At 46.9% G+C, this 13,953-nt stretch carries 10 protein-coding genes; 6 read left to right on the forward strand and 4 right to left on the reverse strand.

All coding sequences use genetic code 11. The features are described from left to right. The first annotated feature begins 116 nt into the window (after positions 1-116). The 5 genes from CHH53_RS08785 to CHH53_RS08805 all read left to right on the forward strand — a co-directional run bounded on the left by CHH53_RS08785 (position 117) and on the right by CHH53_RS08805 (position 6,651). Positions 117-2,432 (forward strand): YhgE/Pip domain-containing protein, encoded by a 2,316-nt coding sequence (locus CHH53_RS08785; protein ID WP_158221520.1) that lies wholly within the window; start codon positions 117-119, stop codon positions 2,430-2,432. Between the two features lie 21 nt (positions 2,433-2,453). Beyond that, a complete protein-coding gene (locus CHH53_RS08790; RefSeq protein ID WP_095215748.1) occupies positions 2,454-3,011 on the forward strand; it encodes a TetR/AcrR family transcriptional regulator in 558 nt (185 codons plus the stop codon). A gap of 171 nt (positions 3,012-3,182) precedes the next feature. Further along, positions 3,183-4,136 carry a mannose-6-phosphate isomerase, class I gene (gene manA / locus CHH53_RS08795; protein WP_095215749.1) on the forward strand — a complete coding sequence of 318 codons (954 nt, stop codon included), beginning with the start codon at positions 3,183-3,185 and terminating at the stop codon, positions 4,134-4,136. 134 nt (positions 4,137-4,270) lie between these two features. Beyond that, complete coding sequence (locus tag CHH53_RS08800; RefSeq protein WP_095215750.1) at positions 4,271-6,295, forward strand: penicillin-binding transpeptidase domain-containing protein; 2,025 nt, start codon at positions 4,271-4,273, stop codon at positions 6,293-6,295. An 89-nt stretch (positions 6,296-6,384) separates the two neighbouring features. Then, positions 6,385-6,651, forward strand: a complete 267-nt coding sequence (locus CHH53_RS08805; RefSeq protein ID WP_095215751.1) for a hypothetical protein — start codon at positions 6,385-6,387, stop codon at positions 6,649-6,651. Positions 6,652-6,670: 19 nt separating this feature from the next. On the opposite strand, the gene CHH53_RS08810 is transcribed toward CHH53_RS08805, so the two are convergent. Next, on the reverse strand, positions 6,671-8,137 hold the full coding sequence (locus tag CHH53_RS08810; protein ID WP_233134970.1) for an amino acid permease: 1,467 nt from the start codon (positions 8,135-8,137) through the stop codon (positions 6,671-6,673). 325 nt (positions 8,138-8,462) lie between these two features. Then, complete coding sequence (locus tag CHH53_RS08815) at positions 8,463-9,884, reverse strand: amidase family protein (protein ID WP_095215752.1); 1,422 nt, start codon at positions 9,882-9,884, stop codon at positions 8,463-8,465. Between the two features lie 471 nt (positions 9,885-10,355). Between CHH53_RS08815 and CHH53_RS08820 the strand changes: the two genes are divergently transcribed. Further along, entirely contained in the window at positions 10,356-11,717 is a 1,362-nt protein-coding gene (locus CHH53_RS08820) for an amino acid permease (protein WP_095215753.1), read from the forward strand. 36 nt (positions 11,718-11,753) lie between these two features. On the opposite strand, the gene CHH53_RS08825 is transcribed toward CHH53_RS08820, so the two are convergent. Together CHH53_RS08825 and CHH53_RS08830 are read right to left on the reverse strand one after the other, a co-directional pair. Beyond that, on the reverse strand, positions 11,754-12,431 hold the full coding sequence (locus CHH53_RS08825; protein ID WP_095215754.1) for an ABC transporter ATP-binding protein: 678 nt from the start codon (positions 12,429-12,431) through the stop codon (positions 11,754-11,756). Between the two features lie 15 nt (positions 12,432-12,446). Then, on the reverse strand, positions 12,447-13,925 hold the full coding sequence (locus CHH53_RS08830) for an ABC transporter permease (protein WP_095215755.1): 1,479 nt from the start codon (positions 13,923-13,925) through the stop codon (positions 12,447-12,449). Between the last annotated feature and the right edge of the window lie 28 nt (positions 13,926-13,953).

Here is a 13,953-nt window from a genome sequence, read left to right on the forward strand (position 1 = left end):
ACCGTTGTCGGAGCAGGCTTTTTCTGCTATTATTAGCTAGTAAATTGACCATAATCCCATTTTGGTCATTCGGTCTATGTGGACAACTCGGTGAAGAATATGTAGGAGGAAAAGTTATGAACATGTTGAAGAAGGAATGGCTTCGCATATGGAAAGACCGGAAAATGCTTCTGGCCATATGCGGTATACTGGTTGTTCCTCTGCTTTATAGTGCTATTTTTCTGGCGGCCAACTGGAATCCATATAATAATACTGACAATTTACCGGTCGCTGTCGTAAATCTTGATAAGGGATCCACCTTCGAAGGCAAGGAACTTCATGTCGGCAGCGATTTTGTGGATAACCTGAAAGACAATGACAAATTTGACTGGAAGTTCGTCGATGAGTCAAAAGCTATGGATGGTCTGAAATCAGAGGATTACTATATGGTAGTAAAAATTCCGGAGGATTTTTCTGCAAATGCAGCTACCTTGCTTGATGAAAATCCGAAACAGATGGATATCGATTACTATTCCAATCCGGGGAAGAACTATCCAGCTTCCAAGATTACGGATAGTGCGATGCAGCAATTGGATAAAGAGGTGGCAGAGCAGGTCACGAAGGAATATGCCCATTCCGTATTTGCCAGTCTATCGGATGTTGCAGACGGTCTGAAGCAAGCAAGCGACGGTTCCAAGGATCTTGCCGATGGCTCGAATGAAATCAATGAAGGGGCCAAGAACTTGAGCAAGAATCTTGCCAGTTTATCGGCTAATACAGCCACTTATACAGAGAAAGTGGGTGAAGCAGATGCTGGTATGCAGGATTTGGATCAAGGTATACAAGACCTTGCCTCTCAGTATCCTGAGCTTGATCAAGGAATCACGAAGGTCAATGATGGCCTGCAGGCTTTAAATGGCAAAAGCGGGGAACTGGTCGATGGATCGGATACATTGGTATCTGCCATGGATGATTTGACGAGCGGTCTTGATCAGCTGGAGCAAGCAACAGACCAATTAGCTGGTAAGTTTCCTGAGCTGAATAATGGAATCGCTTCTGCTAATGAGAAAGCACAAGCAGTAAAAGGGGAACTGGAAGATGCTCAATCCAGGCTGTCGGATTTGATGACATTGGCAGAGCAGCTGCAAGACTCGCAGCGGCAAATGGAGGATCAGCAAGCTGAACAGCTGCAAAAAATAAAAGATGCAGTAGCAGTCAGCCAGCTGTCTGATGAGCAGAAAAAAGAGCTCCAAGCCCAGATAGAGCAAATTGGGGGAGCTTCTCCGGATATCCAGCTCCCGGATATCGATCCCGAAGCAATTAAGCAGCAGCTGACAGAGGTCACAGCACAGCTGGATCAAATCAATAAGCTGGCAGAAGGTGCGCAGCAGACACAGACAGCATTGAACAGCATTAATGATGCGGCGGGCAGACTATTGGCTGGCGCGACGGATATCCAATCGGGTCAAAAGGACTTGAATAGCGGTATAGATGCATATACAGATGGTGTGAATCAATTAGCAGATGGTGCACCTGCATTGGTATCCGGTTCCCAATCCGTGACGGATGGATTGAACCAGCTGCAGACAGGCAGCAGCAAGCTTACTGCCGGATTGGATCAATTGAATGCCAATGGTCCGCAATTGGCTGACGGTGCGCAGCAGCTGACAGATGGTTCAAAAACGTTATCCGACGGTACACAAAGTGTGACGGATGGAAGTAATGAACTGCATGATGAGCTGGCTAAAGGTGCTGAAGATGCAAATATCAGCACGAGCGATAAGACGGATACGATGTTTGCGAGTCCGACGGATGTGAAGGATGAAAAGCTGAGCACTGTGCATACCTATGGGGAAGGGCTTGCGCCATACATTCTTTCCATCGGCTTGTTTGTCGGGGCACTCGTATTCACGAACATCTTCCCGCTTCGCGATCCGGCCGGTGAACCGACATCCGGCTTCGCCTGGTTCCTGAGCAAATTCAGTATCATCCTGTTTGTCAGTGTGCTCCAATCTTTATTTGCAGTCATCATGCTTGTCCATATTGTCCATTTGGAAGTGCATAGTGAATGGCGATTGCTTGTATTTGCCATCCTGTTCAGCCTGACAAGCTTCCTGTTGATTCAGCTATTGACAGTTGCATTGGATAATGTGGGACGCTTCTTGGGTATCATCGCGTTGCTGATTCAAATCGGTGCAGGAGCAGGAACTTATCCGGTTGCGCTGCTCCCTGAATTCTTCCAAGTCATCCATAAGTTCGTACCGATGACATATGCCATCAGCGGCTTCCGGGAGATCATTTCGATTGGTGATGACTGGGGCTTCCTCTGGCAGCAGGCAGGTTACTTAAGTATCTTTTCTGTGATATTCTTGGCATTGACAATTCTGGTCTATATATTGCAGGCTCGTAAATTAAAAAAAGACAACAAGGATGAGGCTGCTGTTTCCATGTAAAAGAAAAAGGGGTAGAGAACAATGATAACAGACAAAAAAGAACGAATTATCGAAGCAGCGGCTATGTCCTTCAGTCAATTTGGTTTCAAAGCGACAACAATGGCTTCCGTCGCAAAGATAGCCAAAGTGGCAAAGGGCACGATATATACATTCTTTGAAAGCAAAGAATCATTGTTCTCGACCATCCTTGAACGGACAATGAAACAGCTGCGGCAAGCGGCGGATGCAGCGATACAAGAGGAGGCAGCTTTTCATGAGAATATCCAAGCCATGCTCGATGCGATCCTTGGGTTCCGTGAAAGCCACCAGCTGCTGATCAAATTGAGCCAGGAAGCAAAGGAACTGGGTACAGTGGAAGTATTGGAGATCCTTAATCAGGTAGAGAGATTGATCCTTGATTACATCAAGACGGTCATCGTGAAAGAAACGACAAAAGGCTTTGTCACCAAGCACGATCCCGAGCTTCTGGCCTTTCTCGTGTATAAAACATACATTGCCCTGATCTATGATTGGGAACGCCAGCACAAGCCGCTTCCGAAAGATGCGATAACGGAGATCATCAAATCACAGATCCACTGAGAAAACCGCTGCGTGAATCGCAGCGGTTTTCTTTTCATGCTTCACACGGATGGATCCGGCACACATCATCTAAAAACTTGCAGGAATAAGACAATAATTATATGGTCAGATTCAGGGAACTATTGGTAAAATGAAATTGGAAGAAAGTGCTTAAAAGTGAGGAGATCTTTTATGTATAAACAAGAGCCCATTTTTCTGGATCCCGCTTTGCAAGAACGAATCTGGGGAGGAACCAAACTGGCGGATGTATTCGGTTATCAATTGCCATCCGATCATACGGGCGAGGCTTGGGTGATCTCTGCGCATCCGAACGGTCCGAGCAAAATCCGCAATGGTGAACTAGCCGGGAAAACATTACTGGATGCATGGCAGGATCATCGGGAGTTATTCGGAGAGCATGAAAATGAGGACTATCCGCTGCTTGTGAAGCTCCTTGATGCTAAAACCGATTTGTCTGTACAGGTGCATCCCGCTGATGACTATGCCCGAAAAGTGGAGGATGAGCCTTATGGGAAAACGGAGTGCTGGTATGTGGTGGATGCAGAGCCTGGAGCTGAGATTGTTTTTGGACATCATGCACAAACAAAAGAACAGCTTGAACGGATGATAGATAATGGAGAATGGAATCAGCTCCTGCGCCGGATTCCGGCGAAAAAGGGTGATTTCATCTATGTTCCGAGCGGGGCCATCCACGCTATCGGGGCAGGTATCGTCATCTTGGAAACCCAGCAAAGCTCCGATATAACTTATCGTGTGTATGATTATGACCGCAAGGACGATCAAGGGAATAAACGGGAGCTGCATTTGGATGCTGCCAAGGCGGTTTCGACTGTTCCACATGAAACAATCGAAACAAGGGAATCTCCTGTAAAGGTTGGGACAAGAACAGAGCAGAAACTAGTAGAAAGTGAATATTTCACCGTTTATCATTGGCAAATAGCAGGAGAAACTGAATTAGAAATGCCAGGCTCGTTCCTGCAAGTAAGTATCATTGAAGGTGGCGGTGAGATCGTGATTGAGGATCGATCCTATGAATTGAATAAAGGCGATCATTTCGTGCTTCCGGTTCATATCAAGACATGCAAGTTGAAAGGGCAGCTGGAAGCGATTGTTTCCCATGTATGAGAGCAAGTGACAACTTGCTCTTTTTTTGATGGGTTTTGTCTATTTCCTGGGAAATACACGAAGAAATTCTGCAAAGTTTTTCCTCCCCTATGCTATAATTGGGGAACAGTTTACAGAGACAGGAAAGGTGAGCTATGAAACGATTAGCAGCAATATTATTTGTGGTTTGTATGGTGTTCCTGCTTTCCGCTTGTTCGGATGATCAGTCAGCGAAGGAAGGACTCGATCAGTTTGTCGACAACTGGAATGCCCAGGACTTCGATAAAATGTATGATCAGTTGTCCGAAGAATCGCAAAAAGATATTTCCAAGGAAGATTTCATTAAACGGTATACAGATATTTATGATCAGGCTGGAGTATCCGATTTGAAGGTCACGGCAGGTGATGTGTCTGAAGAGGATGAAAAATCAGATGCGGATACCCAACAGCTTCCTTTATCTGTCAGCATGCAGACGGTTGCCGGAAAAGTGGAGTTTGACAAAAAAGCGGAGCTTGTGAAAGTAGATGGGGAAGACGGTGCGACTTGGAAGGTGAATTGGGACCCTTCCTATATCTTTGCCCAGCTTAATGACAACGAAAGCGTCCGTATAACTTCAGTGGAACCGGAACGCGGCCGGATCTTGGATACGAATGGGGAAGAGCTGGCATTCAATGCAACGGTTCCATCCGTCGGAATCATTCCGGGTCAGCTGGAGGCGGACGGAATGAGCCGGGATGAGGCCCTGGATCAAGTGGCTGAGGTCCTTGATATGGACAGGGAAGAAATTGACGCTCTGCTGGATCAGAGCTGGGTGACAGATGAAGTGGATGTACCGATTAAAATATTGCGCCCTGATCAGCGTGACCTGGCTAAGGAGGTCGATTCACTTCCTGGTGTCCAAATAACCGACACAACTTCAAGATTCTATCCATATGGGGAAGCTGCAGCACATTTGACCGGATATGTGAAAAAAGTGGATGCAGAGTTCCTCGAGAAAGATGACAATGCTTCCAATTATGATGCGGATTCCTATGTTGGCTCGACAGGATTGGAATCCGTCTATGAGGATAAGCTTCGAGGCACTATCGGATGGAAGATCTATACGGTTTCAAAGACGAGCGATGAACAAGAAGTGATTGCCGAGACGGAGGTGCAGAACGGGGAAGATGTCGAGACGACAATCGATATCGGTACCCAAGAAAAGATTTACGATCAGCTGAAGGACGACAGCGGGGCATCAGTTGCCCTGGATCCCAAATCTGGAGCTACCTTGGCACTGGTGAGCACACCATCCTATGATCCGAATAACTTCATTTTCGGCTGGGATGATGAGGAATATGAAAAACTATCCAATGATGAACATAGTCCATTCTCAGCTAAATTCAATAAAGCCTATGCTCCTGGTTCGACCATCAAGCCGCTTACAGCTGCTATCGGATTGGAAAATGGCGTCATTACACCAGACGAGAAGAAGCATATCGAAGGGCTGAAATGGGACAATGATGGCAAATTCGGAAATTACAGTGTGACACGTGTTTCGGATAGCTTATCGGATGTTGACCTGGAGAATGCATTGATCACATCGGATAACATATACTTTGCGCAGACGGCCGTGGATACAGGAGCGGAAAACTTTGAGAAAGGCTTGAAATCTTTCGGTTTTGGTGAAGAGCTGGATTATGAGTTCCCGACCGCAGCCTCATCGATTTCCAATGATGGCTTGGACAATGAGACACTTCTTGCTGATTCCGGCTATGGGCAAGGACAGGTGCTTATGTCTCCGCTTCATTTGGCAGCGGCTTACACTCCTTTCGTCAACGATGGCAACTTGATTAAGCCGACGCTGCTCAAGTCGAAAGCTGAAAAGCCTGTCGTATGGCATGAAGGTGTCCTGCCTAAAGAAGGTGCAGATGCAATCACGGAAGGACTTCGGGGTGTTGTGGAAGATGAACGCGGCTCGGCGCATAATCCTGTAGTGGATGGACTGACATTGGCAGGTAAAACTGGTACTGCGGAATTGAAGCAAAGCCAGGATGATAAGAATGGCACAGAAAATGGCTGGTTTGTTGCGTATGATTATGATAATCAGGATATGCTGATCAGCATGATGGTAGAAGGTGTTCAGGATAAGGGCGGCAGCCATTATACTGTTGAAAAAGTGAAAAATGTATTCAAATGAGGCAAAGCGTGCGGATGATCCGTGCGCTTTTTCTATATTTGGAAAAATAAGCTATAATGAAAATGAATGGGAGGAAGGAGATAAGGATAATGGAAGAAAAACGATATTCGCCATCTGGCACGTTAGCACTTGGCATTGTGACGATTCTCATCCCGGTGATCGGGATTATAACAGGTATTCTGGCAATCATATTTGCAAATAAGAGTCTCAAAATAACAGATGACGCAGAAGCGATAAAGGCATTATATCTCGGCGGAAGGGTATGTGCGATAATTGGGCTGTGCTACCAAGGCTTGATTTTCATTTATTTGATTTTTGTAATCGTGATAGCGTTAGCAGCTCCAGGATTTTATTGACGAAAAAACAGCCTCGGACTCAGTCCGGGGCTGTTTCATGTTCGGGAGTCGTCAAATCGACATCCTCGAGCTTATGCACTTTTGTTTTATATTTCACCTTGTAGATAATCCAGCAGAGCAAAAAGATCGGGATGCCGATATAGGAAGCAATAAAACTGCCGATATCAAAACCATCTTCCGTAAAGGATGATAGACTCTGTCCGACTACTACAATGATGCTTAAGGTGAGCGCGAATAATGGGGCAAAGGGATAGAATTTCGCCCTGTATGGCAAATCCTTTAGATCGTAGCCCTGTGCTACATACGCTTTGCGGAAACGATAATGGCTGATTGCAATACCGATCCAGATGATGAATCCAGTCATACCGGCCACATTCAACAGCCATGTGTAGACGATACCGTTTCCGAAGAAGGATGTCAGGAAGGCCGCACAGCCAACTGCTGCAGTACCGATCAAGGCATTGACGGGTACACCATTCTTATTCAATTTGCCAAGGAAGCGAGGGGCTTTCCCTTCTTTCGCCAAATTCCACAGCATCCTGGTGCTTGCGTACATACCAGAGTTCCCGGCAGATAAGACTGCTGTCAGGATGACCGCATTCATCACAGATGCCGCAAAGGCGATACCAGCTTTTTCGAAGACGAGTGTGAATGGGCTCAGCTGGACATCTTCACTTGCCAAGCTGTCTGTCGTATATGGAATCAGCATTCCGATCACGAAGATAGCCAGGATATAGAATAGCAAAATACGCCAGAAAACAGATCGAATCGCTTTTGGTATCGATACCTTTGGATTATCTGCTTCCCCTGCTGCTGCACCGAGCAATTCCGTCCCCTGGAAGGAGAATCCTGCTGCCATGAACACACCGATCAAAGCAAGGAAACCGCCATTGAATGGGGCATCGCCTACGGTAAAGTTCGAGAAGCCTGGCGATTCCCCGCCTAGGATTCCGACTATCATCAAAAGACCGACGATGATGAATACAATGACCGTGATGACCTTTATCAAGGCAAACCAATATTCAGATTCCCCGAAGCCTTTGACAGAAATATAATTCAATAGGAACATGATGATCAGACTGGCGGCACTCCAGATCCAGGATGGCGTATTGGGGAACCAGAAATCCATGATCAATGTCACGGCAACCAGCTCGGCTGCTATCGTCGCGGCCCAGCTGAACCAATAGTTCCATCCCAGGGCAAAACCAAGAGATTCATCCACGAATTTTGTCGCATAGGTGCTGAAGCTTCCCGAGACAGGCATGAAGGCCGCCATCTCAGCCAGACTGTTCATCAGGAAGAAGACCATGCAGCCAATGAGGGCATATGCCAGCAGCGCTCCGCCAGGGCCAGCTTGACTGATTGCACCTCCGCTGGCAAGGAACAGGCCTGTCCCGATGGTTCCTCCAAGGGAGATCATCCCCAAATGACGGGCTTTGAGCTTTCTTTGTAAGCCTGGCTCTGTGTTGTTTTGTTTGTTGCCCAATTCTTTCACCTCGTCTATAGTATGGCATGCTGCCGTGAACTTAACGAAAAAAGCCGTATCGGATATTCTTGCTAATCCGAACGGCTTATTTTATACAACAGCATCATTCCAGAATAAATAAGATATCGCAGCATATGAATATATATCATGTGCTCGTTCTGTCCCCATTCGGTCCAGATGCAGCTTTTCACTTTGTTTGGAAAAGCCGCATATCACACTCATTGATTGATGATTGCCTATGCAATCCAATGAGTTCTTATGCAATTAAAAACATCCCTAACTTTACTATACAACACGAGATATTTCAACTGTATTCCGGAATGGATTATTTTGGAGCTTTACGGTGCTTTGTGGCGCACTCGTAGCCATAGCCGATTTCTATTAAGGTAGTTTCCTCAAATGCGCCGGCTGTAAACGTAATTCCGAATGGTTCGCCAGTCTCTGTGTAACCAGCAGGCACGGTGATCGACGGGTATCCTGCCTTGGCTGCGATGTCGCATCCATGATAGCTGGGGAAAATGACTGCATCAAGTCCTGCATCCGACATGACAGGATCCAGGCCTTCCGTGCGGGATTCTCTTATGTCGGCCAGCCGATCCCGTAAATATTCTGCCTGTTTAAGCGTCCCATCCGTCTTCTCGGCAGCTTCAAGGATATCTTGACCATGTATGAGGGCAGACTCGGTGTTGATGCGATTCCATTCGATCACTTCTTTCAATGTATGGGCCGGAAGATGCGGGGATACTGTTCGCAGGTATCGGTTCACGCCGTGCTTGAATTCATGATACAGCACGCTTGATTCCCTGGTGATTTCCGGAACTTGCACATGGATAAGCTCAGCACCTTGAGTCCGCAGTACCATAAAGGCTTTTTCCATAAGCTCGCGTTTTTCGGGGGACAGGCTATTCAATGTGTGCCCATCTATACCAAGACGCTTACCCTGCAATCCCTCTTTTTGGAGTGATGCTGTATAATCTGGGAGAACCGGAGCCGATAGCGTGGCTGGATCCGATTCATCCTTGCCGGCGATCACTTGAAGCAGGATGGCCGCATCTTCGACGGATCTCGTCATCGGCCCTGCAGTATCCTGACTGTGAGCAATGGGAATGATGCCATTGCGCGATACAAGTCCCACGGTCGGCTTGATGCCGACCAATGAATTGCTGCTGGATGGGCTGAGGATGGAGCCGCTTGTTTCCGTTCCGATACCTGCAGCGGCCAAATTATCAGCAATAGCTGCACCTGTCCCAGAGCTGGAGCCGCCGACATCGAAACTTCCGTAAGGGTTTCGTACTTGACCGCCGCGGGCGCTGTAGCCATTCGGCATAGGCTCTGACATGAAGTTTGCCCACTCCGTCATATTGACCTTTCCTAAAATGATGGCACCAGCTTCACGCAGCTTTCGGACGATGAAGGCATCCTGCTTGGCATAGTTATCAGCAAGTACAAGGGTCCCGGCACTTGTGTGCATGCCATCCGCCGTATCTATGTTGTCTTTGATCAAGACAGGAATACCATGAAGCGGTCCGCGCAGCTGTTCTTCTTTTCTCTCCTTATCCATTTGTCCTGCAAGGAATAATGCATCTGGATTGACCTCCAGCACACTATTTGTCCCGCCCTGGACGGAATCTTTCTTTGCTATCCGTTCCAGATAGGCTTCGACCAAGGCAGTCGATGTCAGTTTACCTGCTGTCAGGTCGTTCTGTAAGGATGATATAGTTGCTTCTTCGAATGGAAAAGTATTCATGGACTGGATTCTCCCCTGTAATATGTGTATGATAAAAAAACTTCTATAATTTGGCCAAAACAGCTATACTCATTATACTAAATTTTCTTACAATGAAACATGAGAGACTTTGATTCATCCGGGAACACATAAATATACAGAGGCAGATCGATCTTGTGTTGGTCAGACCAATAGCATCACAGCCACCTGGCTAGGCTTGCAGAATCGGCAGGGATGAAATTTGTAAATACTATTTTCTGGTTATCTTGCGTCATATGATCCATAACGTATCAATTTTTTGTACAACTGACTATTGATTTTCGATTTTATGGTTTATCTTTGTGTCCATTTGAGATAGCATATGGAATAACCCGTACGCTTGCGGGCGTTTCGGTATCAATTATTTTTACTATTATCTTTCCATCGACCTGCTTCTGTGCTGCTGCGCACCAATATGCAAGAGGAAAATGATAGTAGGCAAGGGGCATAGACATGGCAAGAAATGATCGATCATCAAATGATTTACACAAAGGTTTAAAAAACCGCCATGTGCAGATGATTGCGCTTGGCGGAGCAATAGGAACAGGCTTGTTCTATGGTTCTGCATCCTCGATCGGATTGGCTGGACCGGCAATTGCACTTGCATATCTTATCGGCGGCATCATGATTTTCTTCATTATGCGAGCACTGGGCGAACTATCGGTGGATACACCGAATTCGGGTTCCATCAGTTATTACGCCTATCAGAATCTAGGTGATTTCTTTGGATTCGTCTCAGGCTGGAATTATTGGTTCAATTATGTGGCAGTAAGCATGGCGGAACTGACGGTTGTCGGTATCTACGTCCAGTATTGGTTCCCGAGTGTCCCGACTTGGGTGACGGCATTTGGCTTCCTGATTTTGATTACATGCATCAATCTATTAAGTGTCAAACTGTATGGGGAGTTCGAATTCTATTTTGCCATCATCAAAGTTGTCGCAATTATCGGGATGATCATCCTCGGCTTGGTAATCATTTTAACTGGTATTGGGAATGATGGCGTTCCTACGGGCTTCTCCAATTTGTTTGATGAGGGAGGCTTCATGCCGAATGGCCTGACAGGTGTGATCTTGTCACTTGTGCTTGTCATGTTCAGTTTCGGCGGGGTCGAATTGGTGGGTATCACAGCCGGAGAAGTGGATACACCGAAGAAGACGATACCAAAGGCAATCAATCAAGTGGTCTACCGGATATTGATTTTCTACGTTGGTGCGCTGCTTGTCATCATGTCCGTCTTCCCATGGAATCAAATCGACGGCCAAAGCAGTCCATTCGTGCAAATATTCGATGGCGTCGGCATTCCGGCGGCTGCAGGGATATTGAATGTCGTCGTCCTTACTGCCGCAGTGTCTGCACATAACAGCAGCCTTTACAGTAATGGACGGATGCTGCATTCCTTAGCCAAGCAAGGGAATGCACCGAGGTTCTTGGGCAGGGTCGGCAAACGTACCGGTGCCCCGGTGGCAGCGATTCTGGTGTCATCTGGGGTAGCAGCGATAGCTGTAATCATAAACTTCCTGTTTCCTGAAAAAGTATTCAGCTATCTGATGGCAATTGCGACCATAGCCGTTGTCATCAACTGGATCATGATTGTCATCATCCATCTAGCTTTCCGGAAACGAATCGGAAAGGAAGCAGCAAGTAAACTCTCTTTCAAACTGCCGCTTCACCCGATATCCAATTATCTTGTCTTGTTATTCCTGATTGCCGTAATCGTCATCATGGGATTCATCCCGGATTACCGTCTGGCACTGTTCATCTTGCCGATATGGGTGATCATTCTATCCGTCGGTTATAAGCTGAAACGAAAATGAAAAATGCGTATCCTGGAGGGGATACGCATTTTTATTTTAGATATGCTGCAGCAGACGGAAGCTGCCGTTGGATAGCTGTATGTTTACATCTGACTGAGCCGCGATTTGTGGATCATGGGTGACCATGATCACGCATTTGTTCTCTTGGTGGGCAAGGTCGATGAAGAGCTTCACGATTTCCTTGGATGTCTTGTCATCCAGGTTGCCTGTCGGTTCATCCGCTACGATCAAGTCCGTGTCACAGCAGAAAGCCCTGGTGATGGCCACGCGCTGCTGCTGTCCGCCGCTGAGTGTGAGCACACGCTGCTTTGCATGCTCCTCGGAGATACCGACCTTCGCCAGCATTTTTAGGATATAATCTTCTTGGTCACCCACTTTTTTCCCTGTAATAGCCATTGCGGATGCTATGTTTTGATAAGCTGTCATGTAAGGAATCAGATTATAAGACTGGAAGATGATCGAGACATAATCATGGCGGAATTTCCCGAGCCCCATTTTACGGATCGATTTCCCGTCATATTCGATGTCCCCTTCCCTAGGCTTGTCCAGCCCTCCTGCCAAAGACAGGAAGGTGGTCTTGCCCGATCCGGAGGTGCCGGTGATCGTATAGAATGTATTTTTATGAAAATCGATACTCACATTTTGGAATAAAGCATTTTCTTTGTCGGTGTACCAGTAGCCAACGTCTTTGAATGCCAATAATGGTGCTGTCATAAATACCCCTGCTTTCTATTCTTGTTTTGTCAAAATGCTTTTCGGCTGCAATCTTAGGATCGAAATGGATGGGATAAGAGCTGCAATGACAGCCACTGCCAATCCGATACCGCCTAGTATCAAGATATTTTCCCATGTTATGTTGATATTCAGGCTGCTGATTGCTTCACTCGGCTGGCTGAATGCATCAGAGACAGCTTGTCCCGGACCGCCGCCCATCGGACCGCCGCCACCGCCAGGTCCTTGCTGCATGGAGGAGGACGAAGTATCGGCGGATGCAGTCGTTTGCTGAACCAATAGCTGATTACCTAGTACGTTAGCAATCGGATTTCCAAAAAGGGAAGATAATCCAACTGCAACGATGGCGATGACCACGATTTCGGTAATGAACTGTCCTGCAAGCTTCCATTTCTTTTCTCCTATCGCCATCAGGACACCCATTTCATATTTACGTTCCCGAATGGAAAGCATGACGATCAACGCAAGAATGATAGCACCGGCAATCGTCACTAGATAGACGATGTTCTTTGCGAAGGAAGCAACATTTTCGATTGGTCCGACCATTTGCTGATAAAGGTCATCATTTGCATCCAGTTCATAAACATCGAAATCGACATCTGTTTTCTTGGCAGCGGCCAGGAATGCATCGATATTTTCTGCATCATCCATTTGGTAAGTCACGGATTCGACCGTATCCGTGTAGTCTTCGCCTTTAAGCGTGTTGGCTGCTGTATATGGCACATAGATCGTGTTGTACGGATTCAGGAAGGAGAAGTTCATTGCCTGGTCGCTTCCTGCAGAACTTGTTTCGTAAATACCGACGATTTCCAATTCCTGCGTGATATCTTCATCATTTGAGGAGCTGATGGTGATGGTGTCTCCGATAGCCAAATCATTTTCCTCAGCAAGTGTCTGCTCGATGACGGCAACGTCGCTGCCGGCATCTGCTTCTTCGATACCGCGGCCATCGACGATTTCTACTTCCCCATCGCTGAAGCTATCTGCTTCATCACTGGTCAGCGTACCGTTTACAGTAAGGTCAGCTTGCACCATGCCGCCCCGGCCTTGATCACCTCCAGGAGCCTGCGTATCTTCAGCTTCGCTGCTGTCGTCAGCAGACATGCTGCTTTCGATGATGTCGAAGTCTTCTGCATTGGCAGAAGCAGAAACGGTATAGTTGTAGCTTTTCACATGATCTAAAGCTGCGACGGACTCTGCATCATCCAGACTGATCGGCGTGCTGGTGAACTGCGGCGGACCGTCTGATTCACTTTGCTCGCTTTTTTGATTCTCCATGGCTGCTTCCCGGTCTACTTGAAGTGTGACGGATCCCCCCAGTTCCTGCCTTGCCAATTCACTGGATGCTTTGGCTGCCGATTGAATCGTAAGTCCCGATAGGACGAATACACATATGACGGTGAAGATCACCAGTTGCAATAAGGTCTTTCCTTTTTTTGCTTTCATACTCCAGAAAGCACGTTTCAAGAAATTCATCTTGCCATCTCCTTTACTTTTTCGGGGC

Origin of the sequence: Terribacillus sp. 7520-G (genome assembly GCF_002271665.1) — a bacterium.
Lineage (GTDB): Bacteria > Bacillota > Bacilli > Bacillales > Amphibacillaceae > Terribacillus.

Excerpts from the sequence above, each read along its gene's own strand:
- CHH53_RS08785 (WP_158221520.1), top strand. The coding sequence starts at position 117 with ATGAACATGTTGAAGAAGGAATGGCTTCGCATATGGAAAGACCGGAAA.
- CHH53_RS08790 (WP_095215748.1), top strand. The coding sequence starts at position 2,454 with ATGATAACAGACAAAAAAGAACGAATTATCGAAGCAGCGGCTATGTCC.
- manA (WP_095215749.1), top strand. The coding sequence starts at position 3,183 with ATGTATAAACAAGAGCCCATTTTTCTGGATCCCGCTTTGCAAGAACGA.
- CHH53_RS08800 (WP_095215750.1), top strand. The coding sequence starts at position 4,271 with ATGAAACGATTAGCAGCAATATTATTTGTGGTTTGTATGGTGTTCCTG.
- CHH53_RS08805 (WP_095215751.1), top strand. The coding sequence starts at position 6,385 with ATGGAAGAAAAACGATATTCGCCATCTGGCACGTTAGCACTTGGCATT.
- CHH53_RS08815 (WP_095215752.1), bottom strand. The coding sequence starts at position 9,884 with ATGAATACTTTTCCATTCGAAGAAGCAACTATATCATCCTTACAGAAC.
- CHH53_RS08820 (WP_095215753.1), top strand. The coding sequence starts at position 10,356 with ATGGCAAGAAATGATCGATCATCAAATGATTTACACAAAGGTTTAAAA.
- CHH53_RS08825 (WP_095215754.1), bottom strand. The coding sequence starts at position 12,431 with ATGACAGCACCATTATTGGCATTCAAAGACGTTGGCTACTGGTACACC.
- CHH53_RS08830 (WP_095215755.1), bottom strand. The coding sequence starts at position 13,925 with ATGAATTTCTTGAAACGTGCTTTCTGGAGTATGAAAGCAAAAAAAGGA.